The sequence below is a fragment of the Actinomadura nitritigenes genome (assembly GCF_017573545.1).
Lineage (GTDB): Bacteria > Actinomycetota > Actinomycetes > Streptosporangiales > Streptosporangiaceae > Spirillospora > Spirillospora nitritigenes.
The window spans coordinates 90409-116651 of sequence record NZ_JAGEOK010000007.1 but is presented as its reverse complement, the minus strand read 5'-3'; the positions used below and the strand labels follow the sequence as shown (position 1 = coordinate 116651).

Sequence of the window (26243 nt, the reverse complement as noted above, 5' to 3'; positions counted from 1 at the left end):
GCGCTCGGCTGCTCACTGACCGTAGTGTTGCCGACCGTCATCGAGAGCGAGGGTCACCAGCCGCGCGGTCGCCGGGCCGGGCCGCGCGGGACGCGTCGGGGGGCAGTGCATGGCCGCGGACAGGGGCACGGCGGCGGACAGGGACGAGGCGAGGACCGTCCAGGACGGCCCGGACCGCCGGGCGCCCGGCACCGGGCCGGGGACGGAGATCGTCGGCGTCACGCCGTTCGGCCGCCCCGCGCCGCACGTCGCGGTGGCCGTCGCGCGGGCCGGCGGGCACGGCGTCCTCGACCTCGGCACCGACCGGGAGCCGGCGCTGGCCGCGCTCGCCGACGTCCGCCGCTGGTGGGCGGGCCGGTTCGGGGTGCGGGTCCCGGCGGGCTGCCGGGTCCGCCCGCAGGAGCTGCCGGACGCCGTCGACACCGTGCTGTTCGACGCCCCGGCGCTGCTCGCCGACGACTCGCTGGACATCGCCGGGTTCGCGCGCGGGCGCCGGCTGCTGGTCGAGGTCGTGGACGCCGCCGAGGCCGCCGCGGTGCTGCCGGTCGCCGGCGGCTTCCCCGGCACCCGCGGGACCGCGCTCATCGCCCGGGGCCGCGAGGCGGGCGGCCGCGTCGGCGACCTCACCACGTTCGTGCTCCTGCAGCGGCTGCTCGCCGACGACGCCGTGGACGTCCCGGTGCTCGCCGCCGGCGGCATCGGCCCGCACACCGCCGCCGCGGCCGTCGCCGGGGGAGCGGCGGGCGTCGTGCTGGACGTGCAGCTCGCGCTCGTCCGGGAGATGGACCTGCCCGCCGACGTCGCCGCCGCGCTCACCGCGATGGACGGCTCGGAGACCCGCGTCGTGCACGGCCACCGCGTCTACACGCGCCCCGACCTCCCGGACATCGGGCTCGCCGACCTCACCCCGGCGGAGGTCAACGCGCGGCTCGGCGCGACGGGGCTGCGGTCGCGGCTGCTGCCGGCCGGGCAGGACGCGCCGCTCGCCGCCGCGCTCGCCGCCCGGCACCGCACCGCCGGCGGCGTCGTCCAGGCCGTCCGCGAGGGGATCGCCGAGCACCTGCGGGCCGCCGTGCAGGCCGCGCCGCTGGCGTCCCGGCAGACGCCGGACGGTCCCGAGTACCCGGTCGTCCAGGGGCCGATGACGCAGGTCAGCGACCGTTCGGCGTTCGCCGCGGCCGTCGCGCAGGAGGGCGGCCTGCCGTTCCTGGCGCTCGCGCTGATGGACGGGGACCGGGTGCGGACGCTGCTGCGCGAGACCGCCGACCGGCTCGCCGGAAGGCCCTGGGGCGTGGGCGTCATCGGGTTCGCGCCGCCGGAGGTCCGCGACGCGCAGCTCGCCGCGGTCCGCGAGGCCGCGCCCCCGTACGCGATCGTCTCCGGCGGGCGGCCCGCGCAGGCCGCGTCGCTGGAGGACGCGGGCGTCAGCGCGTACCTGCACGTCCCGTCGCCCGGCCTGCTGGAGCGGTTCCTCGCCGAGGGCGCCCGCAAGTTCGTCTTCGAGGGGCGGGAGTGCGGCGGGCACGTCGGGCCGCGCGCGAGCTTCCCGCTGTGGGAGGCGCAGGTCGAGCGGCTCATGGCGTTCGGCGGCGACCCCGCCGAGCTGTCGGTGATGTTCGCCGGCGGGATCCACGACGCGCGGTCCGCCGCGATGGTCGCCGCGCTCGCCGGGCCGCTCGCCGAGCGCGGCGCCGACGTCCGCGTCCTGATGGGCACCGCCTACCTGTTCACCGCCGAGGCCGTCGCGGCGGGCGCGATCCTGCCCGGCTTCCAGAAGGCCGCCGTCGAATGCGCGGGAACGGCGCTGCTCGAGACCTCGCCCGGGCACGCGACCCGCTGCGCCCGCACCCCCTACGTCGAGCGGTTCGCCGAGGCGCGCCGCGAGCTGGAGGCCGCCGGGACGCCCCGCCAGGACATGTGGCGGCAGCTCGAACGCCTCAACCTCGGCCGGCTCCGCATCGCCGGCAAGGGCCTGCGCCGCTCCACCCCCGTCGGGCCCGACGAGCAGCGCGCCGAGGGCCTCTACATGATCGGGGACGTCGCGGTCCTGCGCACCTCCACGACCACCGCCGCCGCCCTGCACGAAGAGGTCACGAACGGCGCCACCGCGCTGCTCGCCGCGCGCGCCGCCGAGCTCGGCATCGCCGGGGACCGGGCCTCCGCGCCCACCGCCGCCCGCCCCGCCGACATCGCGATCGTCGGTATCGGCTGCGTCTTCCCCGGCGCCCGTGACGCCGACGCCTACTGGGCGAACATCGTCGGCGGCGTCGACTCGGTCACCGAGGTGCCCGCCGAACGCTGGGACCCGGCGATCCACTACGGCCCGTCCGAGCCCGGCAAGACCCCGTCGAAGTGGGGCGGGTTCCTGCCGGACGTCCCGTTCGACGCGCTCGCCTACGGCATCCCGCCCAGCGCGCTCGGCAGCATCGAGCCGGCCCAGCTCCTCGCCTTGGAGGTCGCGGCGCGCGCGCTGAAGGACGCCGGATACGCCGACCGCCCGTTCGACCGGTCGCGAACCTCGGTGTTCTTCGGTGCCGAAGGCGGCAGCGAGCTCGCCACCGCCTACGGGCTCCGCGCCGCCCTGCCGTCCTACTACGGCGAGGTCCCGCCCGCGCTGGACGAGCAGCTCCCCGAGCCCACCGAGGACTCCTTCCCCGGCGTCCTCACCAACGTCATCGCCGGGCGCATCGCGAACCGGCTCGACCTCGGCGGCGCCAACTACACCGTCGACGCCGCGTGCGCCGCGTCCCTCGCAGCCCTCGACGCCGCCTGCAAGGAACTCGTCACCGGCGGCAGCGACATGGTGCTGTGCGGCGGCGCCGACGTGCACAACGGCATCCGGGACTATCTGATGTTCTCCGCCGGCCGCGCGCTGTCGCCGTCCGGCCGCTGCGCCCCGTTCGACGCCGCCGCCGACGGCATCGCGCTCGGCGAGGGCGTCGCCTGCGTCGTGCTGAAGCGGCTCGCCGACGCCGAACGCGACGGCGACCGCGTCTACGCCGTCGTCAAGTCCGTCGCCGGGGCCGGCGACGGCCGCGCCCCCGGCCTCACCGCGCCCCGCGCCGAAGGACTGCGGCTCGCCCTCGACCGCGCCTACGAGCGCGCCGGCGTCCGCCCGTCCGACGTCGGGCTCGTCGAGGCGCACGGCACCGGCACCGAGGCCGGCGACCGCACCGAGCTCGCGGCCCTCACCGCCGCGTTCTCCGCCGCCGCGCCCGGCTCCGTCGCGCTCGGCTCCGTCACGTCGCAGATCGGCCACCCCAGGTGCGCCGCCGGGCTCGCCGGGCTCGTCAAGACCGCGTACGCCCTGCACACCGGCGTCCTCCCTGGCACCCTGCACCTCACCAGCCCGAACGCCGCCTGGGATCCGGACGGGCCGCTCGCGTTCGGGACGACCGCGCGCCCATGGGCCGCCCGCCCCGGCGACCGGTACGCCGGCCTCAGCGGCTCCGGCGTCGGCGGCGCCACCTTCCACGCCGTCCTCGCCGGCTACGACGGCGGCCCCGAACCGGTGTCCGGCCTCGCCCAATGGCCCGCCGAACTGTTCCTCGTCCGCGGCGCCGACCGCACCGCCGCCCGCGCCGAGATCGCGCGGCTCCGGCGGCTGCTGGACGCGCCGTCCGTCCGGCTGCGCGACCTCGCGCGGACCTGCGCGTCCGCCGAAGGGCGCGTCCAGGTCGCCGTCGTCGCCGCCGGCCTCGACGACCTGCGCGCCAAGCTCGCCGCCGCCGCCGAGTTCCGCAGCGCGCCCGGCGTGCACGTCCGCAGGTCGGGCGACCCCGGGCAGGTCGCGTTCCTGTTCCCCGGGCAGGGCGGCCAGCGGCCCGGCATGCTCGCCGGGCTCTTCGTCGCCTTCCCCCGCCTGCAGCGCCTGCTCCGCCTCGCCGGCGGGCGCTACGCGCCCGCGATGTTCCCGCCCGCCGCGTTCGGCCCCGACGACGCCCGCCGGCAGCGCGACGCGCTCGCCGACACCCGGGTCGCGCAGCCCGCCCTCGGCATCGCCGGCCTCGCCGTCCACCGCCTGCTCACCGCCGTCGGCGTGCACCCCGACCTCGCCGCCGGGCACGGCTACGGCGAACTCGTCGCGCTCTGCGCCGCCGGCGTCTTCAACGACACCGACATGATCGAGCTCAGCGCCGCCCGCGCCGAGGCCGTCCTCGCCGCCGCGGGCGCCGACCCCGGCGCCATGGCCGCCGTCGCCGCGCCGCTCCGGCAGGTCAGGGAGGCCGTCTCCGGCGTCTCCGAGATCGTCGTCGCCAACCACAACGCGCCCGACCAGGTCGTCGTGTCCGGCACCACCGCCGGAGTCGCCCGCGCCCTCGCCGTCCTGGCCGAGCGCGGCCTCGCCGCGGAGCGACTCCCGGTCGCCTGCGCCTTCCACAGCCCCCTCGTCGCCGCCGCGTCCGGCACCCTCCGCACCGCCCTCACCGGACGCGATCTGCGCTCGCCCGCGTTTCCCGTCTGGTCCAACACCACCGCCGCCCCCTACGACAGCGATCCCGCCGAGCTCGCCGCCACCCTCGCCGGGCAGATCGCCGCGCCCGTCCGGTTCGTCGAGCAGATCGAGGCGATGTACGAGGCGGGCGCCCGCACCTTCGTCGAGGCCGGACCCGGACGCGTCCTCACCGGCCTCGCCCGCCGCATCCTCGGCGACCGCCCGCACACCGCCGTCGCGTGCGACGCCGCCGAGGACGGCTCCGTCGAACGGCTCCTGCACGCCTTGGCCGAGCTCGCCGCCGCCGGTGTCCCCGTCGACCCGCTGCCGCTGTTCGCCGGGCGCGACGCCCGCGTCCTCGACCCCGGGTCCGTCCCCGCCGCGCCCGGCTGGACCGTCAACGGCCACCTCGTCCGCACCGCCGATGGCGGCTACCCGGCGGGCGCGCTCCGCCCCGCCGAGCGCGTCCCCGCCGCGGCGCCCGCCCGCCCGGCGGGCTCCGACACCGCCGTCCTGGAGTACCTGCGCGCCGGCCGCGAACTGATCGCCGCGCAGCGCGAGGTCATCCTCCGCCACCTCGGCGCCGAGCCCGCCGGACCGGGCGTGCCGCCCGCGCCGATCCCGGCGCCCCGCCCCGTCCTGCCCGGCGAGACCCTGCCCCTCCGCTCCGCCGCGCCCGAACCGCCCCGCGACGTCCACGCCACCGTCCTGGCGGTGATCAGCGCCCGCACCGGCTACCCCGAGTCCGCGCTGGGCGCCGACCTCGACCTCGAGGCCGACCTGTCCATCGACTCCATCAAGCGCACCGTCATCATCGGCGAGGTCACCGAGCGCCTCGGCCTCACCGCCCCGGACGCCGTCATCGAGCAGCTCGCCCGCCTCACCACGATCGCCGACATCGTCGACTGCCTCCGCACCCGCCTGCCGTCGGCGCAGGGCCCGCAGCGCCCCGCCGTCCCGCCCCAGGCGGCGCCCCTCCCCGGCGGGCCCGAACGGCCCGCGAACACGGCACCCCGGCCCGCGAAACCCCGCGATCCGGAGATCTCCCCGAAGGCGCCGCACGCCGAGGCCGCGAGCGGCACCGAACCCCGCACCCGCCCGGCGACACCGGCACCGGCCGACCAGCCACCGGGCGCGTCCCGCGATGCGGAGACGCCCTCGATCGCAGGAGCCCCACGTTCCACGGCCCCGGAAGCCGCGGCCGGAACGACCGAGGCGCTGGAGCAGACGTCGAGCACGGAGGCCCGTGCCGGCAAGGCGGTGAGCAGTGCCGCCGGTGCGCCCACGGAACGAGGAGGGGCGCGCACCGCCGCGCCCGTCTCCGAGGGCGGCGGTGAGCGGGCCGGTGCGACCGAGCGGCCGTCGGGCGCGGCGACTCGGAGTGCGGGCGGCCGGGGAGCGGAGCTTCCCTCGGGCGAGGAGGATGCGGCGGCGTCTGCGGAAGGGGCCTCGGAGGCGGCCGAGGAACCGGCGGACGTCCGGGCCGGTAGCGCCGGGAACCAGGCCGGGGTGCCGTCTGCCCGGAGGCCCGAGGCGCAGGGCTCGGGCGGCCGGGAGGACGCGCCCGCCGGCGAGGCGCAGGCCGACGCGGCCGGCGAGGACGCCCCGGATCGGCGGCCCGCCGGGGAGGCGGCCGTCGAGGTCGTGCGGCTCGGCGGGGACGGGGTCGCCGCGCTCGGCGGGGAGGACGCGCAGGCGGGCCCCTTCGGGCTCGGCGGGACGCCCGCGCAGCGGGCCGCCGGGCGGGACGGGGAGCCGACGGGGGCGCGCAGGGTGCTCGCCGGGCGGGTCCGGCCGTCGGGGGAGCGGGCCCGGCGGGTCGTCCGGCAGGTGGTGAGGACGGCGGACCTGGAGGCGCTGCCGGTGCCGGCGGACACCGGGACGGCGTTCGACGGGCGGACGTTCGTGGTGGTCGACGACGGGTGCGGCGTCGCGCTGGAACTGGCGGACCTGCTGGAGCGGCACGGGGCGCGGGCGCGGACGCCGCTGGACGTGGACGGGAAGTGCGACGGCCTGGTGCATCTGGCGGCGCTCCGGCCGGGCGCGACGGCCGTGCTGCCGGACGCGTACGCGGGGATCCGCGCCGCGCTGGTGGGCGGGCTGCGGTGGCTGGTGCTGGCGAGCGGGGCCGGCGGGACGTTCGGGCGCGCGTTCGACGGCGGCGGGATCGGTGACCCGGGGCCGGGCGCGGGGTTGCGCGGCCTCGCCGCGACGGTCGCGCAGGAGTACCCGGACACGCTGGTCAGGGCGCTGGACGTCGACACCAAGGACACGCCGCGGGCCATCGCGTCGCGGATCCTGGCCGAACTGCTGGACGCCCGGGGCCCCGTGGTCGTCGGCCATGAGGGCGACCTGCGGCACACGATGCGCGTCGTGCCGGTGGAGCTGCGCGGCGAGGCGCGGGTGCCGCTGGGACCGGACGGCGTCGTCCTGCTGACCGGGGGCGCGCGGGGCGTCACCGCGCGCACCGCGCTGGAGCTGGCGCGGACGACCGGCTGCCACATCGAGGTGATGGGGCGGACGCTGGAGCCGGTGGGCCCGGCGTCGTTCCCGGACGTCCCGGACGAGGCGGGGCTGCGGCGGGCGCTGGTCGCGCAGGGCGGGCGCCGGCCCGCGGAGATCGAGGCGACGGTGCGGCGCATCCTGGCCGAGCGGGAGATCCGCGCGAATCTGGACGCGCTGAAGGAGCACGCGGCGTCGGTCCGCTACCACGCGGGCGACGTGCGCGAGCCCCGGGTGGTCCGGGACGTGGTGGAGCGGGTGTATCTGCGGCACGGCCGGCTGGACGGGGTGGTCCACGGCGCGGGCGTCGTGGAGGACCGGCTCGTCCGGGACAAGGAGCCGCAGTCGTTCGAGCGGGTGTACCGGACGAAGGTGGACGGCGCGTCGGCGCTCGCGGCGGCGGTGAGGCCCGACGTCGGCTTCTTCGTCGTGTTCGGCAGCGTCGCGGGCGTGCACGGCAACCGGGGGCAGGCCGACTACGCGGCGGCGAACGAGGCGTGCGACACGCTCGCGCACGTGTGGCGGACGCGGCTGCGCGGCCGGGTGCTGGTGGCGGACTGGGGCCCGTGGGCGGGCGGCGGCATGGTGTCGCCGGAGCTGGCGCGCGAGTACGGGCGGCGCGGGATCGGCCTGATCGATCCCGACGCGGGCGTGGCGGCGCTGCTGCGGGAGATCGCGCACGGGGACGAGACGCAGGTCGTGTTCACCGGGACGGTCCGGTGACGGGGGAGCCGATCGCGATCGTGGGCGCCGGGGCGGTGTTCCCCGGGGCCGGTTCGGCGGCGGAGCTGTGGCGCAACGTCCTGGCGGGCATCGACGCGATCACGGACGTGCCGCCGGGCCGCTGGGATCCGGCGCTGTACTACGACCCGGACGCGTACGGGCGGCCGCCGGAGTGCGACCGGTTCTACTGCCGGCGCGGCGGGTTCGTGGACGAGCTGGCGACGTTCGATCCGGCGCGGTTCGGCATCACGCCGGCGTCGGTGCCGGGGATGGAGCCGGACCAGCTGATGGCGTTGCGGGCCGCGGCGGAGGCGATCGCGGACGCGGGCGGCGACGATCGGCTGCCGGACCGGACGCGGGTCGGGGTGGTGATCGGCCGGGGCGGCTACATCACCCCGGGGGTCGCGCGGTTCGACCAGCGGGTGCGGACGTCGCACCAGGTGGCCGGGGTGCTGGCGGAGCTGCTGCCGGAGCTGGGCGCGGACCGGCTGGAGGAGATCCGGCGGGCGTTCTGCGAGCGGGTCGGGCCGGACGGCCCGGACGCGTCGGTGGAGCTGGTGCCGAGCTTCGCGGCGGCGCGGATCGCGAACCGGTTCGATCTGCGCGGTCCGGCGTACACGGTGGACGCGGCGTGCGCGTCGTCGCTGCTGGCGGTGGAGCACGCGGTGCGGGCGCTGCGGAGCGGCGAGGCGGACGCGATGCTCGCGGGAGCGGTGCACCACGCGCACCACGCGACGGTGTGGAGCGTGTTCAGCCAGCTGCGGGCGCTGAGCCCGAGCGAGACGATCCGGCCGTTCGACAGGGCCGCCGACGGGACGCTGCTGGCGGAGGGCACCGGGGTGGTGCTGCTGAAGCGGCTGCGGGACGCGGTGCGGGCGGGCGACCGGATCCACGCCGTGGTGGTCGGGACGGGGTCGTCCAGCGACGGGCGGGCGGCCGGGATCATGAGCCCGCTGGTGGACGGGCAGGTCCTGGCCGTTGAGCGGGCGTGGCGGGACGCGGGCCTGGACCCGCGGGCGGCGGGCGCGCTGGGCCTGGTGGAGGCGCACGGGACGGCGACGCCGGCAGGGGACGAGGCGGAGCTGGCGACGATGCGCCGGGTGCTCGGGACGGACGGCCCGCCGGTCGGGCTCGGCACGGTGAAGTCGATGATCGGGCACGCGATGCCCGCGGCGGGGATGGCGGGGCTGATCAAGGCGGCGTGCGCGGTGCGCGACGGGGTGCTGCCGCCGACGCTGCACGTGGACGATCCGCATCCGGCGCTGGACGGGGGGCGGCTGCGGGTCGTCCGGGAGGCGGCGGAGTGGGCGCGGCCGGCGGACGGTCCGCGCCGCGCGGTGGTGAACGCGTTCGGGTTCGGCGGCGCGAACGCGCACGTGATCCTGGAGGAGCCTCCGGCGGGGCGGGCGCGCAGGCGCAGGCGGCTGGACGCGCCGCGGTCGGAGGAGGGCGTGCTGAGGCTGGCCGCCCGCACCGCCGACGAGCTGGCGGCGCTGCTGGCGGTGCCCGACCAGGAACTGCTCGCGCGCGCGGGGGAGAGCCCGCCGGACCTGCCGGTCCGCCTGGCGATCGTCGGGCCGACCGCGCGCAGGCTGGACCTGGCGCGGGCGGTCGTCCAGCGGGGGACGCCGTGGCGGGGACGCAGCGACGTGTGGTTCGCCCCGCGTCCCCTGCTCGCCGAAGGCGGGCGGCTGGCGTTCCTGTTCCCGGGGTTCGAGCCGGCGTTCGAGCCGCGCGTGGACGACGTCGCCGAGCACTTCGGGATGCCGAAGCCGGAGCCGACGGGCCGCACCGACCTGCCCGGCCACGCGGCGGACGTGATCGCGGTGGGCCGGCTGCTCGCCGCCGCGCTCGCCGAGCTGGGCGTCGAACCGGACGTCGCGGCCGGCCACAGCCTCGGCGAGTGGACCGCGATGATCGTCGCGGGGATGTACGACCCGGCCGCCGTGGACGCGTTCGTGCGGGCCCTCGGCCGCGACGGGCCGGACGTCCCCGACGTGCTGTACGGGGCGCTCGGCTGCGGCGCGGACCGCGCGCAGGAGGCGATCGCCGGGCGGCCCGGCCTGTACGTCAGCCACGACAACTGCCCGCACCAGTCGGTGATCTGCGGGCCGCCCGACGACGTCCGGGACGTGCTGGGCCGGCTGGCGGCCGAGGGCGTCCTCGGCCGGGAGCTGCCGTTCCGCACCGGCTTCCACACGCCGCTGGCGGAGGCGTACGAGAAGCAGGTGCAGCGGTCGTTCGAGGCCCTGGACATCCGCGAGCCGCGCTTCCCGCTGTGGTCGGGGACGACGGCCGCGCCGTTCCCGTGCGGCGCGGACGCGGTGCGGGAGCTGGTCGCGCGGCACCTGCTGGAGCCGGTGCGGTTCAGCGAGCTGGTCGAGGAGCTGTACGGGACGGCGCACGTGCGGGCGTTCGTGCAGATCGGGCCGGGCAGCCTGACGGGATTCGTCGGCGACCGGCTCGGCGCCCGCGAGCACCTCGCGATGGCGGTGAACGTCCCGAAGCGGGACGGCATGGCGCAGCTGCGGCGGGTCGTCGCGGCGCTGTGGGCGGAGGGGTACGGGGCGTCCCCGGCGCCGCCGGCGTCGGCGGGCATGCGGCTGGACCTCGGGACGCCGCTGGTCAGGCTGGACGGCGCGGTGCCGCCGATCCGGCCGGGCGGCGCGGCGGTGCCGTCGCTGCCGGCCGACGATCCGGTGCTCGCCGAGCTGGAGGCGCTGCTCAACGACGCGGCGACCGGCGCGCAGAGCGTCCTGGAGGCGCTCGGCGGGGGCGCGGCGCCCGCCTCCTCCGAGGACGCGCCGTCCGCCCCGGCGGACGAGCTGGTGATCTCCCGCGTGTTCTCGCTGGAGGCGATGCCGTACCTCGCGGACCACTGCCTCTTCCCGCAGCCCCCCGACTGGCCCGACATGTCGGACCGGTTCCCGATCGTGCCGCTGGCCACGCTGCTGGAGGTGATGGCGGCGACCGCGCGGGAACTGCTGCCCGACACGGTCGTGGTCGGGTTCGAGTCCGTCCGCGCCGTCCGGTGGGTCGTGGCGGCCCCGCCGACCAGCGCCGCCATCCGCGCCCACCTCGTCGAGGGCGGAGGCACCGGTCCGCGCCGGGTCAAGGTCGTCATCCCCGGCCACACCGACGGGACGGTCCTGCTCGCCGAGCGCCACATCGCCCCGCCCCCGCCCGACCGCACCCCGCTGACCGGGGAGGGCCCGCCCGTCGTCTCCGCCGAGCGGCTCTACGAGGAACGCTGGATGTTCCACGGCCCGCTGTTCCGCGGCGTCACCCAGGTGACCGCGCTCGCGGAGGACGGCGTGCGCGGCGTCCTGACGTCCCTGCCCACCCCGGGCGCGCTCATCGACAGCGCCGGGCAGCTCTGCGGCCACTGGATCCAGGTGTACGGGGAGAAGGACCAGACCGTCTTCCCCGTGGGGATCGAACGCGTCTCCCTGTACGGCCCGCCGCCGTCCGCAGGAGAACGCCTCGAGACCACCGTGTGGGCCGAGTCGCTCACGGACACCACCCTGCGCTGCTCCGTCGAGATGGTCCGCGAAGACGGAACCCTGTGGGCGCGCGTCGACGGATGGACCGCGCACCGCTTCTACACCGACGAAGCCCTGTGGCGGATGAAGTTCACCCCCGAAGTGTCCGGCATGGGGGAACCGCAGGACGGCGGCTGGTGCCTCGCCCGCAAGCGCTGGGACGGCACCGCCTCCCGCGACCTCGTGATGCGCCAGTACCTGTGCGCCGCGGAGCGCGCCGAGTACGAGCGGCTCCCCGGCTTCGCGCAGGGCCCGTGGCTGCTCGGGCGCATCGCCGCGAAGGACGCCGTCCGGGACTGGCTGTGGCGCAACGGCCACGGCCCCCTGTTCCCCGCCGAGCTGACCGTCCGCGACGGCACCGGGCACCACCCGGCCGTCACCGGGCCCTTCGACCAGGACCTGGCCGTGGCCATCGCCTGCGACGCCGACCTCGGCGTCGCGCTGGCACGGCCCGCCGGCGAGCCCGCGGGCATCGGCCTGGCGTCCGGCGGCACGGACGCCCGCGTCCGCGCCGCCAAGCAGGCCGCCCTGCAGGCCCTGCCCGCCGGCCACCCCGAACCCGCCGTCACCGCGTCCGACGCCGAGCGCCTGCTGGTCACCGGCGGCGGCACGGTCACCGAGGTCGGGACGCGAGAGCTCGACGGACACGTCGTGGCCTGGACGGTCACGGCGGGCGGAACCGACATGGAGGAGAGCCGAACATGAGCGACGACGCCCTGACGCAGGTCGTCCGGATGCTGGCCGAGGTCGTGGGGGAGGACTTCCTGCTCGACGTGGAGATCGGCCGCGACACCTCGTTCAACGAGGACCTCGGACTGGAGAGCATCGAGTTCGTCGCCCTCGCCGACAAGCTGCGGGACCACTACGGCGACGGCGTCGACCTCGCCGCGTTCATCGCCGGCATGGACCTCGACGAGATCATGGACCTGACGGTCGGCGACCTGGTGGACCACATCGCCGCCACGGAGGCCGCCCATGCCTGACGTCACCGTCCGCGGCGTCCGCTTCCACGTGCAGACCATCGGCCCGCCCGCGCCCGGCGCGCCCGTCGCCGTGTTCCTGCACGGGCTCGTCCTCGACAACCTGTCGAGCTTCTACTACACGATCGCCGGGCCCGTCGCGGAGGCCGGCGCCCACGCCGTCCTGTACGACCTGCGCGGGCACGGCCGGTCCGAACTGACCCCGGACGGCCACGGCGCGGACGACGCCGTCGCGGACCTGTTCGGGATCCTCGACGCGCTCGGCCACCACCGCGTCCACCTCGTCGCCAACGGCTTCGGCGGCGTCATCGCGCTGAAGGCCGCCCTCGCCCGGCCCGACCGGATCGCCGGGCTCGTGCTCATCGAGGCGTACGGTCCCGCCGAGCACGACGGCTGGGCCGAGGGCCTGCTCAACGCCCTCACCGCGTCCGCGCTGGGCCTGGAGTACGAGCGGCTCGCCGACCAGCTCCTCGCCGCCGGATGGCGCAGGACCGGCCGGCAGGTCGCCGCCGCCGACGCGCTCGTCAACCGCACCACCCTGCTCGACGACCTGGCCCGCACCGAACCCGTCCGCCCCGCCGAGCTGGCCGCCGTCCGCTGCCCCGTGCTCGCCGTGTACGGGCAGCACTCCGGCCTCGCCGAGGCCGGGCGGCTGCTGCTGCGCACCGTCCCCGGCTGCACGCTGCACGTCATGACCGGCCACGCCCACACCGTGCTGCGCGACGGGACCGCCGAACTCCTGGAGGTCATGTTGCCCTGGCTGGCGCACCACGCGGGCACCCGCGTCAACGTCACCGCCGCCGGAGGTGCCCGGTGAAGGGCCGCCGCATGCAGGTCCCGTCCCTGCTCGGCGCCCCCGGCATCCCGCGCGCCGAGACGCCGAAGCGCCGCTTCCTGTTCGCCGTCCCGCCGCTCGCCGGGCACGTCGCCCCGACCGTCGCGGTCGGCGCCGAACTCGCCCGCCGCGGCCACACCGTCGCCTGGACCGGCCACCGCGCCACCCTCGAACCGCTGCTGCGCGCCGGCGCGCGGATCTTCTCCGCCGAGGACGACGCGTCCGCCGCGCGGCTCGCCGCCGCCCGCGAGGAGTGGCTGCGCCTCCGCGGCCCCGCCGCCCTGCGGTTCCTGTGGGAGGAGTTCATCGTCCCGCTCGGCCGCGCGATGATGCCCGGCGTCGAGACGGCCCTCGACCGGTTCCGCCCCGACGTCGTGATCAGCGACCAGATCGTCCTCGCCGCGCCCGTCGCCGCCCGGCACCGCGAGATCCCGTGGGCCACCTCCGCGACGACCTCCGCCGAGTTCACCCGGCCGCTCGCCGGGATGCCGCTCGTCGAGCGGTGGGTCCGCGACCAGATCGGCGACTTCCAGCTCGAATACGGCATCGAGGACCTGCTCGACCTGCGGTTCTCCGACCACCTCGTGCTGATCTTCTCCACCGGCGCGCTCGTCGGCGACACCTCGTTCTTCCCCGACCACTTCGCGTTCGTCGGCCCGGCCTCCGACCGCCCGGCGGGCGCCGCGTTCCCGTGGGAGTGGCTGGACGGCCGGCCCGCCGTCCTGCTGACCCTCGGCACCCTCGACGGGCCCGCCGGGGAACGGTTCCACCGGGTCGCCGCCGACGCCGTCCGCGACCTGGACGTCCAGGCGGTCTTCGTCGCCCCGCCCGGGACCGTCGACGACCCGCCGCCGAACGTCCTCGTCCGCGCGCAGGTCCCGCAGCCCCGGCTGCTGCAGCGGATGTCCGCGGTCGTCTGCCACGGCGGGCACACCACCGTCTGCGAGAGCCTCGCGCAGGGCCTGCCGCTGGTCGTCGCGCCGATCCGGGACGACCAGCCGGTCATCGCCCGGCAGGTCGAGGCCGCCGGCGCCGGCGTCCAGGTCCGGTTCGGCCGGGTCCGCGCCGAGGAGCTCCGCGACGCGCTGGCCACCGTCCTCACCGGGGACGCGCACCGCGCCGCCGCCGAGGCCGTCCGGGACTCCTTCGCCGCCGCCGGCGGCGCCGCCGAGGCCGCCGACCGCCTGGAGAAGCTGGCGTGATCGCGGTACCCGCGCTGGTGGCGGCGGGCCTCATCGCGGACGCGGTGCGGCTCCGCCGCCGCCTGGCGCGGTTCCGCGGGCTCCCGCAGCCCCGCCGCACCGCCCCGCTGAGCTGGGAGGACCGCCGCGAATCCACCGGATACGACGTGATCGGCGCCGACGGCGCCGTCATCTCCGCCAACGTCCGGCACGCCGCCATCGAGCACGCCCGCGCCACCGGCCTGGACGTCCTCGGCCTGGTCCCCGCCGACCTCCCCGTCGTCCGCGCGCTCGACATGCTCCGCCATACCCGCGACGCGGGATTCGCGGCGGTCGTCCACACCGAACTCCTGGACGACGCCTACACGGGCGACTACACGAGCACCATGGCGCGCCTCCGGCGCTACGACGCCGACGTCGAGCACGTCGTCGTCCCCTGCCACCTCACCCCGCGCGCCCCCGCCTGCAAGGGACGAGCGGCGTGGCTGCACGGGCTCGGCGTCACCCTCGCGCAGGCCGTGGTGCCCTCCATCCTCACCATGGCGCTCGTCCTCGCCGCGCTCGTCTCCGACCCGCAATGGGGCCCCGTCGCCGTCATCGCCTACTGCGCCGTGCCCTACCTCGTCTTCGCCGGCACCCCGCTCTCACCCCGCGACCTGCACCGCATGGCGCTGCTGCGGCCCGTCCTCACCCCGTACACCTGGTGGCGGACCCTCGTCGAGGACGCCCCGCCCTGGCACCGCCCCGCGTGGCGCCACCCGCGGAAGGACGAGATTTGATCGGCCTCGCCACGTCCCCGGACATCCGCATGACCGCGTACGTCTTCGAACGCGTCCACGGCTCCCCGCCCGCGGCGCTGCACCGCGCCCTCATCGGCCTGCCGCTCCTGGACGGCCTGACGATCGCGCTCCCGTGGGGCACCATCGTCGCCGCGGATCCGTCCGCCGCCCCGTCCCTCTACTCGGTGAAACACCCCGCTGACGGCGTCGTGCACCTCTCCGGGCCCGTCCCGCACTGGGCCCGCGAGTCCGCCGCCGTCCTGAACTCCCACGCCGACCCCGCCCCCGGCACCCGCCTGGTGATCAACCGCGAGATCCCCCTCGAGACCGGCCTCCTCACCGGCGCCGAGACCGCCGCCGCCACCTTCCTCGCCCTCCGGGCCCTCCACGGCCCGCCCGCCGGACCTCACCCCTTCACCGGCCACCCCGCCTACCGGGCGGCCCTGCACGCCCGCGCCGCCCACGCCCTGCTGACCACGCCCGGCACCCTCGAACACGTCCCGTTCGACCTGGCCGCCGCGGACCTCCGCGTCCTGATCGTCGACCTCGGCGCCCGGCACTCGTCCACCCTCCCCACGCCGCCGGGCGCCGCCGCCCGCGCCGCCGCCGCGCTCCGCGCGTCCGGCCCGTCCGCCCTCGGCCCGCTCCTCACCGACGCCCACACCCCCGGCGACCCGCTCCCCGATCGCGCCCTCCGCACCGCCCTCGACGCCGGCGCCCTCGGCGGCCGCAAGATCGGCGCCTGCGTCGTCGCCCTGACCCCCACCACGGCCCTCCCGGAGATCCGCGAGGCCCTCACCGCCCGCCTGACCCCCGACCTCCCGCGCCCGCCCCGCCTCCTCACGGCGCTCCCGGCAGCCGCCGAGGACCCCCACCCCTGACCGCTCGCGACCCGCCCGTCACCCGTACCGCGGCCCGTCCAGTTCGGGCCGATGCCGCAACCCCGCCTCCCTCGCCTTCTCCGCCGCCTTCCGCGCCGCCTCGGCCTCGGCCGCGGAGTAGACCCCGGCGACCTGGTACATCGTCTCCCGGGTCTCGATCAGAGAATTCTGCGACGCCTGCAACCTCCGCAGCGCCTCCTGCTGGAGCTGCCCATAACGCCTCTCCGCCGCCTCCCCATACGCGCTCAGGGCCCCGCTCGCCAACCAGGAGTCATTGACGTTCACCGAGGCGTCGACCCACAGGTTCACCGCCTCGTTGATCTTGTCTCCGGCCTCGATCAGGTACTTCTTTCCCTCGACGCTGTATCCGCCCATGGCCGTCCTTGTCGCTCACGTGGAGAGATGATCCAGAACCTCGGTCGCCAGCGCGGCGGCCGTCTTCTCCTTCTTGCTTTCGTCCAAGGCGGGAGAGTGCGCGGCCGTATATCTGACGGTGACGGTCGTATATCCCTTGCGCACCGCGACGTGGACGCCTGAATCGTCGCGCTGCCAGCACGCCTCATCGGCGGACATTCGGAGAGGCGTGCATGGCCGCTGGAGCTGAGCGGCCTTGTAGGCGATCCTGGCGTCGTTGTACTTCTGACCGCCTTGCACCTGTTTCGATTGCGTGTAGGCGCCCACCTGGAGCAGCCCGCTCGGTGTCCCCGCATCGGGCGAAGGATCGCCCTTGGACTCCCAGCGGCAGTCCGCATGCTCCTCGTCGTTCTTCTCGCGGGCCATGGTGGACGGTCCGACCAGCCTGTCGACCAGGTCGCCGTCGAGGAGCCGGCACGCGTCCGGAAGCTCGGCGCCGGTGTCGGCCATGGGAGGCGAATGGGAATCGCCATCTCCTTCACCCGAGCAGCCGGCGGCCAGGACGGCGAACGTGACGATGACACCGGCGAGTGCGGAAAAGGGAGACCGCGCGCCTCTGGCCCGGCCGCCGCCGCTCTGCTCAGCCATAGGTCCACTTGCCCTTGTCCGAGACGATGGCGGGAGCCTTGGCAGGCGGATCCAGTTGCAGGATCTTTCCGTTGATGGCCTCCATCGCGCTGGCGCCCTTCTGGGTGATGTTGAAGACGGCCTGCTTTCTTGTGTAGATGCCGTCTATCCACAGCTTCAGCACGCCGTGCAGCGCGCTCCACGCCGTGTCCTGCGCATCGCCTTCCAGGGTCTTCAGGTCCATGTGGTATTCGATGGCCTTGTCAAGCGTCTCCTGATAGGACTTCATGCCGTCGTTGTATTGATCGACGACCTGATTGTGCACGTCGATCAACGCATCACCGATCGCGTTCAGGGTCTCCGAAATATTGGTGGCGGCGTCGAGGACGATGTTCTCCATGTACTTGTCGAACGCCTCGAACGCTTCGCCTTTCCAGTATCCCCCGAGCTGGATGGTCGTTATCTTCAGCGGATCGAAAGACTCGTGGTAGTGCGCCGACGCCTTGTACCAGTTCTGGGCCGCCTTCCGCACCGCGCGCGGATTCGGCTTCATCTTCTGCAGGGTCCGGTACGCCTTCGCCACTTCGGTGGCGAGCGCGACGGAGGCGGCGATGTCGATCAGCACGGTGGCCGTGGTCGGACCGCTCTGGGGCTCCTCGGCGGCGGGGGCGGTGCCGCCGCCGTTCGAGCGGGAGCCGCCGCCCGAACTCCCGCCGCGACGGCCCGGCCTCGGGCGTGGTCTGGGCGCGCTCATGCTCGGGGCCTCTCTCCTGTCAGACGCGGTTGCGGCGGGCGATGCGAGAGGCCTCCTGCTTGTACTGGGCGCCCGCCTCGGCGCGGGCGGCCGCCAGCGCGTCGAGGATCCGGCGGCCCACCAGACTCCGGTCCGAAGTGACCAGGCCGTCGCGATCGAGCGACACGTGCAGGAGCCGGCCGTCGCCGTCCACGTCGATCGTGCCGAGGCCCGGCCGGATCTTCTGGGTGATCCGCACGTGGCGCTGTCGCGCGTCCAGGTCGGACAGCTGTTCGACGTGGTCGTTCACGGCCCGTTCCGTCTCGAGCATCCGCCGTTCCGCTTCGGCGAGTTCGGCGAGGCGCTGCTCGGCGCGGGCTCGTGCGCCGGCGTCCGGGGGACGCGTCACGCTCGCTCTCCCGAGGCCGGATCCGGCCGCTCGCCGCTGAGGGCCCGCTCGCCGCCGAAGGCCCGGTCGTACAGGCGGGCCTCGAGATCGGCGGACCGGTCTTCGGCTTCGTTGACGGCCTCCACGATGCCCGCTTCGATGAGCCGGAGCCCGGCCGCGTCCAGGCGGGTCGTGTCGATGCCCAGGTCCAGGAGCCGGCCGTTTCCATCGATCTCCGCTGTGACCAGGCCGTCGGCCTTCACGGTCGTTATCCGGGCTCGGGACAGCTCGGCGTGCAGTTCCTGAAGTTCGGGCGGTGGGGGCATTGACTCGTCTCGTGGTTCGGGGGGAACGAGATTTGTCAGGAGAGTGTAGTGGCGCGTAAGAGCGGTGCCTAGACGGTCATTGGCGCCGCGCGCTTTTCGATGGTGCGGTTGAGTGCGCGCTTTGTGGCTGATCTGGGAAAATGGCGGATTCAGAGTTTGGGGGTGAAGGGGCGGCGGTGGGCGGGGTCGTCGGGTTCGGCCTGGGCGCGCAGGGCGGTCTCGACCAGCTCGATGGCCTGGAGGAGCGAGACGAGGCGGGCGCCCTCGCGGCGGTAGGCCTCCAGGACGGCCTCGACGCCGTGCGGAGGGACGAGGGCCGCGAGGTCGACGCGGGCGGAGCGGAACCCCTCGCGGGCTGCTTCGACGGACGCGTTGACGTGGTGCCGGGCCATCCGTGCGAGCGCGATCGGATACCGGCGCAGCACGCCGTAGCGCCGGTACTCGGGCGGGACGAGCTCCAGCAGCCAGCTCATCGCCGTGTCCTCGAAGCGGTCGGTGCCCGGTGGGTGCACCTGCGAGGGCCAGCCGGGCGGGACGTAGCTGCTCACGCGTCCACGATAACCCGGAATTCGAACCTATGTTCGACCCGAACCGGACAGGTCACTCGGGCGCGGGCGGCGGGGTGATCGGACCGTTGCGGCGGATCCGGATCTTGCCGGAGTCCAGGTCGTCGCGGGCGGAGCCGTCGCCGGCCTGCTCGTGGTCGTCCTGGCGCAGCACCTTCTGCCGCTGCTGCTCCTCCTGCTTGACCTTCTTGGAGCCCTCGAACGCCGAGGCGAGGTCCTCGAACATGCCGCCGCCGAAGCCGGCGCCGGTCTCACCGTCCCCGCGGATGGCGCCCATCAGCGTCGACCGGCCGGTGCCCTCCGTGGGCCAGTCGACGGGCTCGTGACCGGCCTGCTCGGGACGGTTGCCCATCGGGCGCCCCTTGACGCGCTTGCGGCGGCGAAACGGTGACTTCACACAAGCTCCAACGCGATGAGCCTCCAGATTGATCCCGGCGGGCGTTCAGCCTCCGAACGTCCACCGGGTGGGAGAACCGGTGAAATCTCCCTGACGCAGCCCGAACGCCTTCTGTGGCCGCACCGCGACGGTCGCGTTCACCTCCGGGTCCAGGAAATCGACACGATAGCGGGTCGCGTACTTGGAGTTGACCAGGTCGATGAAGCGCTGGAGGTCACGCGGCTCGGTGAGGACCTCCGCCCGGCCCTCCAGGACGACCGGGTTCTCCGCCTCCTCCGTGGCCACCACGACCTGCGGGTTCGCCCGCAGGTTGACCATCTTGCGGGACGGGACGCTGCTGCTGAACAGCAGTGCCTCACCGGACCAGGCGCCCCACACCGGCATCGCGTGGGGGCGGCCGTCCGGCCGGACGGTGCACAGCCAGAAGTTGCGGGCGGCGCGCAGCCGCTCGACGGCCCAGGACCACGGGAGCAGGCCGCTTCCCTCGGCGGGCCCCCTGATCCCGTAACCGGGCATGTGCGGACGGTCGGCGGCGGGGTCCGGCCCCGGGACGTACCCGGGGCGGGGCTCCGACGCCAGGGCGAATCCGGACGCGGGCTCCGGTGCCGAGGCGAACCCGGAAGCCGACATGGCGCTCTCCCTTCTGCGGACGTTCCCCGGCCCATCGTTTCAGACCGCGGAGCCCTCCGGTGACGCTCGGTGGCTCGTTGGGAGCGGCTCGGCGCGGTAGCCTGCGGGACGTGCGCCTATCCCATGTCATCGCGGCTCTCGAAGAGCTCTACCCGCCGTCGTGGGCGGAGTCCTGGGACGCCGTCGGCCTGGTCTGCGGCGACCCCGACCAGGAGGTCGGGCGGGTGCTGCTGGCGGTCGACCCGGTCGCCGCGGTGATCGACGAGGCGCTGGAGTGGGGCGCCGACCTGGTGGTCACGCACCATCCGCTGCTGCTGCGCGGGGTGCACTCGGTGGCCGCGACGACGCCGAAGGGCCGGCTGATCCACCGGATGATCGTCAACGGGGTCGCGCTGCACACCGCGCACACCAACGCCGACGTCGCCGATCCGGGGGTCTCGGACGCGCTGGCGCGGGCCGTCGGGCTCACCGGGGAACTGCGCCCGATCGTCCCGGCCGCCGACGATCCGCGCCGCGGCCTCGGCCGGATCGGGGAGCTGGACGGCCCGGTCACGCTGCGGGAGTTCACCCGGCGGGCCGCGGCCGGGCTGCCGTCCACGGCGTGGGGGCTGCGGGCCGCGGGCGACCCGGACCGCGCCGTCCGCACCGTCGCGGTCTGCGGCGGCGCCGGCGACTCCCTCCTCGACACCGTCCGCGCGGCGGGCGTCGACGTCTACCTCACCGCCGACCTGCGGCACCATCCCGCGTCGGAGTTCGCCGAGCACGGCGGCCCGGCGCTGGTCGACGCGGCGCACTGGGCGACCGAGCACCCCTGGCTGGCCGACGCCGCGCGGCGCCTGGCCGCCGCCGCACCCGAAGCGGGCAAGTTGGAGACCCGGGTGTCCACGCTCGTCACCGACGCGTGGAGCCTTCACGAAGAAGGAGAACAGTGAAAGCCGCACCGCAAGCCCAGCTTCGCCTGATCGACCTGCAGGACCTGGACAGCTCGCTGGACCGCCTCGCGCACCGCCGCCGGACGCTGCCCGAGCTGGCCGAGATCGAACGGCTGGAGGGCCGGCTCGCCGAACTGCGGGACGCGATCGTCGCGGCCGAGACCGACGCCGGCGACCTGGCGCGGGAGCAGAAGAAGGCCGAGCAGGACGTCGACCAGGTCCGCAGCCGCGCCGAGCGGGACCAGAAGCGGCTCGACTCGGGCCAGGTCACCTCCGCCAGGGACCTCAGCGGCCTGCAGGCCGAGATCGAGTCGCTGCACCGCCGCCAGTCCGACCTCGAGGAGGTCGTGCTGGAGATCATGGAGCGGATCGAGGAGGCCGACGGGCGCGTCGCCGCGCTGCGCGCCGACCGGACCGCGGCGCAGGAGGAGCTCGCCGCGGTCGTCGCGCGCCGCGACGCCACCCTGAAGGAGATCGACGAGGAGAACGGCACGACCGGCGCCGCCCGCACCGCCGTCGCCAAGGACGTCCCCGACGACCTGCTCGGCCTCTACGAGAAGCTGCGGGGCCAGTTCGGCGGCGTCGGCGCGGCGAAGCTGTTCCGCGGCGCCTGCCAGGGCTGCCACCTGGCGCTCAACACCGTCGACCTGAACCGGATCCGGGCCGCCGCCGCGGACGAGGTCGTCCGCTGCGAGGAGTGCCGGCGCATCCTCGTCCGCACCCCCGAGTCGGGCCTGTGAAGCTGATCGTCGAGGCGGACGGCGGGTCCCGGGGCAACCCGGGCCCGGCCGGGTACGGCGCCCTCGTCCGCGACGCGCTGACCGGCGAGGTGCTGGCGGAGGTCGCCGAGTCGATCGGCATGGCCACCAACAACGTCGCCGAGTACCGGGGGCTGATCGCCGGGCTGACGGCCGCGGCGGGCATCGACCCGTCCGCGCGGGTCGAGGTGCGGATGGACTCCAAGCTCGTCGTGGAGCAGATGTCCGGCCGCTGGAAGATCAAGCACCCGGACATGATCCCCCTCGCCCTGCGCGCCCGCGAGGTCGCCGAGGGCCTCGGCTCCGTCTCCTACGGGTGGATCCCGCGCAACCGCAACGCGCACGCCGACCGGCTCGCCAACGAGGCGATGGACGCCGCGGCCCGCGGCGAGCGGTGGTCGCGCACCATCGAGGAGCCCCCGCGGGAGGAGGCGCCCGGGCCGCCGCCGGTGTCCTCCACCCCCACCCGGACGATCCTGCTCCGCCACGGCGAGACGCCCCTGTCCGCCGAGAAGCGCTTCGCCGGGACGAACGACGTCCCGCTGACGACCCTGGGCCTGACCCAGGCCCGCGCCGCCGCCCTCGCCCTCAAGGACCGCGGGCTCGACGCGATCGTCACCTCGCCCCTGTCGCGGTGCCGCGACACCGCCGCCGAGGTCGCCGCCGTCACCGGCCTGGACGTCCGGGTCGAGGACGGCTTCCGCGAGACCGCCTTCGGCGACTGGGAGGGCCTCACGTTCGCCGAGGCCGGCAAGGGCTGGCCGGCCGAGATGAAGGCGTGGCTCGCCGACCCGGAGGCCGCGCCGCCCGGCGGCGAGAGCTTCGCGCAGGTCTCCCGCCGCGTCCGCACCGCACTGGACAAGCTGAAGGTCCGCAACCGGCAGCAGACGGTCCTGGTCGTCTCGCACGTCACGCCGATCAAGCTGCTGGTCAAGGACGCGCTCGGCGCCCCGATGAAGTCGCTCTACCGGATGCACCTGGACGTCGCGTCCCTCACCGCGATCGACTGGTACGCCGACGGCCCGGCCAGCCTCCGGTCCTTCAACGACGCTCATCACCTGGAACACTGACCGACCCGCTACAGTTCTCTGTACGGCGGACGAGCCGGCCGGACGGCCGCGTCGGGGAGCGATCCCCGTCGAGGAAAGTCCGGGCTCCACAGGGCAGGGTGGTCGGTAACGCCGACCCGGGGTGACCCGCGGGACAGTGCCACAGAAAACAGACCGCCACCGGTTCGCCGGTGGTAAGGGTGAAACGGCGAGGTAAGAGCTCACCAGCGCCCACGGTGACGTGGGCGGCTCGGTAAACCCCACCCGGAGCAAGGTCAAGAAGGGGCTTCGGCCCCGCGCAGGTGCCTGAGGGCGGCCCGCCCGAGCCTGCGGGTAGACCGCTGGAGGCCGCCGGCAACGGCGGTCCGAGATGGATGGCCGTCACCCGCCCTCCGGGGCGGGCACAGAACCCGGCTTACAGGCCGACTCGTCCGCCTTCCCTTCCGACCACCTCGGTGACCGTCGCGGTACGGGCCGTGGCGCCCTGCGGGGGCGGTGCCGTCCGACTCATCGCCGCCGCCATCCGAAGCGAAGACCTCCGGAAGGCGAAGCCACCGGCACGCATGCCGGGTCGTTCAGCCGGGCGGCCCGGTGGGCGCCGAGGGGCTCCGGAACGAGCGGCGGTAGGCGCCCGGGGTCGTGGCGAGGGCGTTGACGAAGCGGCGGCGGAGGTTGGTGGCCGACGAGAGGCCCACGCGGCGGGCGATGGCGTCCAGCGGGAGGTCGGACGACTCCAGCAGGTCCTGGGCCGCGGCGATCCGCTGGGCGAGCAACCACCGGCCCGGGCTGGTGCCGAGCTGGTCGGCGAACCGGCGGGTGAGGGTCCGGGGCGAGACGCCCGCGTGCGCGGCCATGTCCTCGATCGACACGGGTTCGCCGAGACGTGCGGTGACCCACTCCAGCAGCGGTGCGAGCGTGCCGTCGATGTGGGAGGGACGGGGCGGCGCCGAGTACTGCAACTGGCCGCCCTCGCGGTGGGGCGGCATGACCATGGTCCGTGCGACATGGGCGGCGTACCGGGCGCCCTGGTCGGTGCGGAGCAGGTGCATGCACAGGTCGAAGCCCGCGCCCGCCCCGGCGCTGGTGGCGACGTCGCCGTGGTCGACGTAGAGGACGTCCGGGTCGAGTTCGACGTCGGGGAAGCGCTCGGCGAACTCGCCGGCCTGCGCCCAGTGGGTGGTGGCACGGCGGCCGTCCAGGAGGCCGGCGTGCGCCAGCGCGAAGGCGCCCGAGCAGATGCTGACGACGCGGGCGCCGCGGGCGTGCGCGCGGCGCAGGGCTTCCACGACGGCGGGGGAGGGCGGCTCCGCGGTGGGCAGCCAGCCCGGGACGATCACCGTCTCCGCCCGGTCGAGGGCGTCCAGGCCGTCGGTCACCACCATGTCGTACCCGGCGAGCGTGGCGAGGGGCCCGGGGTGTTCGGTGCACACGCCGAAGGCGTACCTGGCCGGGAGCTCCGCCCGCTCGATCCCGAACACCTGGGCCGCGCAGCCGAGCTCGAAGGTCGACTGCGGCGGGCGGACGAGCGCGGTCACGCGGTGCATGGCGTGAAAGTACCGCATGATGTCTATTCAGACACTCGGCGGGGCGGTGGCGCGTTCGCGAGGCTGGGGCCATGACGACAGAGCAGAACACGGCCGGTTACGCGTGGTCGTCCGTTCGGGACGCCCCGGTCCGCGAGCTGTTCCCGGGGATCCGGCTGCGGCCGCTGTGGAACGGGGACTCCGGTGCGAAGGCCTTCGTGCTGGAGATGGACCCGAACACGGGCTGGGAGGGCGTGGACGTCCACGAACCGGGACCCGAGGAGGTCTTCGTGGTGTCGGGCGTCTTCAACGACGGCGACCGGGACTACCCCGCCGGCTCGTTCATCCACGCTCCCGCCGGCTCCTCGCACGTCCCGCAGACGACCACGGGCTGCACCCTCTTCCTCTTCTACCCGGAAGGCTGAAGGCGTCCGCGCGGCCGGGACGGGCGTGGGGTTGTGGCGTGCCGCCCTCATGCGCCGTTGGACGAGGGCGGCACGCCACGAGCGAACGCCGGGCGGGCTCAGCCGCCGGGGGTGCCGGTGCCGGTCGGGCTGCCCGTCGGGGCGCCGGTCGGGCTCTCCGGCGGGCTCTCCGGCGGGCTCCCGGTCGGGCTGCCCGTCGGGCTCTCGGTGGGGCTCTCGGTGGGACTGCCCGTCGGGCTCTCGGTGGGACTGCCCGTCGGGCTCTCCGTGGGGCTGCCCGTGGGGCTCTCGGTCGGGCTGCCGGTCGGGGTGGGACTCGCGGGCGGGACGCCGCCGCCGGTGCCCGAGACGGTGATCTTGGTCTGCAGGCCCATGGCGCGGTCGTTGTCGCTCGGCGACCAGAGCTGGTACGTGCCGGGTTGCAGCGAGACGTGCAGCTTGGCCTGGGTGCCGGGCGAGATGCCCGGGGTCTGCTTCGGCGTGGTGAGGCCCGGCCCGGAGATGGCCAGGGCGTGCTCCCTGCCGCCCTCGTTCTTCACGATGAAGACGTAGGGCCCCGCCGTGAAGGTGTTCTTGGACAGCTTCAGCGAGTTGTCCTGCTCGGTGACCGTCACGGTCGCGGGCTTCGGCTGCGCGCCGCCGCCCGGGCTGGTCGGGCTGCCGGTCGGGCTGCCGGTCGGACTCATCGGGCTTCCGGTCGGGCTCGTCGGGCTTCCAGTCGGACTCGTGGGGCTTCCGCCCGGGCTCGTCGGGCTTTCCGTGCCCGGGCTCGTCGGGCTCTCGGTTCCCGGGCTGCCGGTGGGGCTGGTCGGTGGCGAGCCGCCGGGGCTCGGGGCCGTTGTCGCGTTCGCGGCCGTGACCGGGAGCAGGGCGCCGGCGGTCAGGAGGACGGCGCCGGTGGCGGTCGAAATGGTGGTTTTGTTCATAAATGCCGGGCTCCCCGGCGCGCCTCCGCCGAAACCGCGCAGGTGTTGCCGAAAGTCCAGGTCAATGGCGGTTTCGGCGGAGGTCGAACGGCATGGTCAGGGCGCCGGCCAGGGCAGGGTGAAGCGGGTGAAGACGATGCCGCCGGTGTCGCCGATCTCGTAGAGGTCGCCGACCGATCCGTCGGGCAGGACGGGACCATCGCCACCTGAGTGTCGTTCGTCCCCTCCCCGAGGTCGTAGCCGGCGTCCACACGGGCGTCCGGGGCCTACGGGGCTGAGATGTGCAGGGAACCTCGCACCGGAGCCGAGTGGCGTGAATCTCGATGGCTTCGGGTCACACGACACAAACGGCCTGAAAGAGCGCGCCTAACGTCATGGGTAGAGCTGATCGCCGGGTCGGCGGAGGCTCGGGGCGCGGTGGCCGCCCCGTGGAGAGGAGCGCTGATGTTCATCATCATCGTGTTCGTGACCCTCGTGCTCGCCGGGGCGCTGGGGTCCCTGGTCTACCTCGCGGTGTTCGCGCGGGCCAGCCGCAGCGACACGCTTTTCACGCCTCCGGCGAACCTCGGCGCGCGCACCGCGCGGCGGGTGACCGGAGTGTACGTCCGCGACCCCCGGCAGGAGGGCGCCCTGCACCACCGCGGGTCCCCGCGGAACACCGCCCCCGTGATCGGAACCGACCGGCCGGAGGACGACGGCCGGATGCGCGGCGAGCAGCTGGTCGGACGGTGAGACGGAGGGTCTCCAGGGC

The 26243-nt window shown here is 75.3% G+C and carries 22 protein-coding genes and 1 other RNA gene; 13 read left to right on the top strand and 10 right to left on the bottom strand.

Going from position 1 to position 26243, the window contains the following annotated elements; all coding sequences use genetic code 11:
• The first annotated feature begins 109 nt into the window (after positions 1-109).
• From J4557_RS12090 to J4557_RS12060, 7 genes are read left to right on the top strand one after another with little or no spacing between them, the layout of a single operon-like run.
• Entirely contained in the window at positions 110-7660 is a 7551-nt protein-coding gene (locus tag J4557_RS12090) for a type I polyketide synthase (RefSeq protein ID WP_208266592.1), read from the top strand.
• The gene (locus J4557_RS51635; protein WP_208266591.1) at positions 7657-11907 is read left to right on the top strand and encodes a beta-ketoacyl synthase N-terminal-like domain-containing protein; all 4251 of its coding nucleotides are present in this window, start codon (positions 7657-7659) and stop codon (positions 11905-11907) included. Before J4557_RS12090 ends, J4557_RS51635 begins: the two co-directional genes overlap by 4 nt.
• Positions 11904-12185: an acyl carrier protein gene (locus tag J4557_RS12080; RefSeq protein ID WP_208266590.1), complete on the top strand. Its 282-nt coding sequence runs from the start codon at positions 11904-11906 to the stop codon at positions 12183-12185. The genes J4557_RS51635 and J4557_RS12080 overlap by 4 nt, the downstream gene beginning before the upstream one ends.
• Positions 12178-12999 carry an alpha/beta fold hydrolase gene (locus tag J4557_RS12075; RefSeq protein WP_208266589.1) on the top strand — a complete coding sequence of 274 codons (822 nt, stop codon included), beginning with the start codon at positions 12178-12180 and terminating at the stop codon, positions 12997-12999. Before J4557_RS12080 ends, J4557_RS12075 begins: the two co-directional genes overlap by 8 nt.
• 11 nt (positions 13000-13010) lie before the next feature.
• Positions 13011-14219: a glycosyltransferase gene (locus J4557_RS12070; RefSeq protein WP_208266588.1), complete on the top strand. Its 1209-nt coding sequence runs from the start codon at positions 13011-13013 to the stop codon at positions 14217-14219.
• Positions 14216-14977 carry a hypothetical protein gene (locus J4557_RS12065; RefSeq protein ID WP_208266587.1) on the top strand — a complete coding sequence of 254 codons (762 nt, stop codon included), beginning with the start codon at positions 14216-14218 and terminating at the stop codon, positions 14975-14977. Before J4557_RS12070 ends, J4557_RS12065 begins: the two co-directional genes overlap by 4 nt.
• Positions 14974-15858, top strand: a complete 885-nt coding sequence (locus tag J4557_RS12060) for a galactokinase (RefSeq protein ID WP_208266586.1) — start codon at positions 14974-14976, stop codon at positions 15856-15858. The genes J4557_RS12065 and J4557_RS12060 overlap by 4 nt, the downstream gene beginning before the upstream one ends.
• A gap of 18 nt (positions 15859-15876) precedes the next feature.
• Here the strand turns inward: J4557_RS12060 and J4557_RS12055 are convergent, their stop codons facing one another.
• The 8 genes from J4557_RS12055 to J4557_RS12020 form a co-directional block, all read right to left on the bottom strand.
• Complete coding sequence (locus J4557_RS12055; RefSeq protein ID WP_208266585.1) at positions 15877-16233, bottom strand: hypothetical protein; 357 nt, start codon at positions 16231-16233, stop codon at positions 15877-15879.
• A gap of 15 nt (positions 16234-16248) precedes the next feature.
• Positions 16249-16860, bottom strand: coding sequence for a hypothetical protein (locus tag J4557_RS12050; protein ID WP_208266584.1), 612 nt, complete (start codon positions 16858-16860; stop codon positions 16249-16251).
• A complete protein-coding gene (locus tag J4557_RS12045; protein ID WP_208266583.1) occupies positions 16853-17593 on the bottom strand; it encodes a WXG100 family type VII secretion target in 741 nt (246 codons plus the stop codon). The genes J4557_RS12050 and J4557_RS12045 overlap by 8 nt, the downstream gene beginning before the upstream one ends.
• Before the next feature lie 19 nt (positions 17594-17612).
• Positions 17613-17981: a YbaB/EbfC family nucleoid-associated protein gene (locus J4557_RS12040; RefSeq protein ID WP_208266582.1), complete on the bottom strand. Its 369-nt coding sequence runs from the start codon at positions 17979-17981 to the stop codon at positions 17613-17615.
• Positions 17978-18286 (bottom strand): YbaB/EbfC family nucleoid-associated protein, encoded by a 309-nt coding sequence (locus tag J4557_RS12035; protein WP_208266581.1) that lies wholly within the window; start codon positions 18284-18286, stop codon positions 17978-17980. Before J4557_RS12035 ends, J4557_RS12040 begins: the two co-directional genes overlap by 4 nt.
• Before the next feature lie 149 nt (positions 18287-18435).
• Positions 18436-18834 carry a hypothetical protein gene (locus J4557_RS12030; RefSeq protein WP_307799691.1) on the bottom strand — a complete coding sequence of 133 codons (399 nt, stop codon included), beginning with the start codon at positions 18832-18834 and terminating at the stop codon, positions 18436-18438.
• 52 nt (positions 18835-18886) lie between these two features.
• A complete protein-coding gene (locus J4557_RS12025; RefSeq protein ID WP_208266580.1) occupies positions 18887-19249 on the bottom strand; it encodes a DUF6191 domain-containing protein in 363 nt (120 codons plus the stop codon).
• A 45-nt stretch (positions 19250-19294) separates the two neighbouring features.
• Entirely contained in the window at positions 19295-19879 is a 585-nt protein-coding gene (locus J4557_RS12020; RefSeq protein WP_208266579.1) for a pyridoxamine 5'-phosphate oxidase family protein, read from the bottom strand.
• A gap of 110 nt (positions 19880-19989) precedes the next feature.
• Here J4557_RS12020 and J4557_RS12015 point away from each other — a divergent pair, with 110 nt between their 5' ends.
• The 4 genes from J4557_RS12015 (at position 19990) to rnpB (ending at position 23052) form a co-directional block, all read left to right on the top strand.
• Entirely contained in the window at positions 19990-20811 is an 822-nt protein-coding gene (locus tag J4557_RS12015) for a Nif3-like dinuclear metal center hexameric protein (protein WP_208266578.1), read from the top strand.
• Positions 20808-21551, top strand: coding sequence for a zinc ribbon domain-containing protein (locus tag J4557_RS12010; protein WP_208266577.1), 744 nt, complete (start codon positions 20808-20810; stop codon positions 21549-21551). The genes J4557_RS12015 and J4557_RS12010 overlap by 4 nt, the downstream gene beginning before the upstream one ends.
• The gene (locus J4557_RS12005; protein ID WP_307799688.1) at positions 21548-22639 is read left to right on the top strand and encodes a bifunctional RNase H/acid phosphatase; all 1092 of its coding nucleotides are present in this window, start codon (positions 21548-21550) and stop codon (positions 22637-22639) included. Before J4557_RS12010 ends, J4557_RS12005 begins: the two co-directional genes overlap by 4 nt.
• 30 nt (positions 22640-22669) lie before the next feature.
• Positions 22670-23052, top strand: an RNA gene (gene rnpB, locus J4557_RS12000) — RNase P RNA component class A.
• 141 nt (positions 23053-23193) lie between these two features.
• Here the strand turns inward: rnpB and J4557_RS11995 are convergent.
• The gene (locus J4557_RS11995) at positions 23194-24162 is read right to left on the bottom strand and encodes a helix-turn-helix domain-containing protein (RefSeq protein WP_243775640.1); all 969 of its coding nucleotides are present in this window, start codon (positions 24160-24162) and stop codon (positions 23194-23196) included.
• Positions 24163-24233: 71 nt separating this feature from the next.
• Between J4557_RS11995 and J4557_RS11990 the strand changes: the two genes are divergently transcribed.
• The gene (locus tag J4557_RS11990; protein WP_208266575.1) at positions 24234-24566 is read left to right on the top strand and encodes a cupin domain-containing protein; all 333 of its coding nucleotides are present in this window, start codon (positions 24234-24236) and stop codon (positions 24564-24566) included.
• A 98-nt stretch (positions 24567-24664) separates the two neighbouring features.
• Here J4557_RS11990 and J4557_RS11985 read toward each other — a convergent pair whose 3' ends face one another.
• On the bottom strand, positions 24665-25252 hold the full coding sequence (locus J4557_RS11985) for a hypothetical protein (RefSeq protein ID WP_208266574.1): 588 nt from the start codon (positions 25250-25252) through the stop codon (positions 24665-24667).
• Positions 25253-25936: 684 nt separating this feature from the next.
• Here J4557_RS11985 and J4557_RS11980 point away from each other — a divergent pair.
• Positions 25937-26224 carry a hypothetical protein gene (locus J4557_RS11980; RefSeq protein WP_208266573.1) on the top strand — a complete coding sequence of 96 codons (288 nt, stop codon included), beginning with the start codon at positions 25937-25939 and terminating at the stop codon, positions 26222-26224.
• Positions 26225-26243 lie beyond the last annotated feature (19 nt).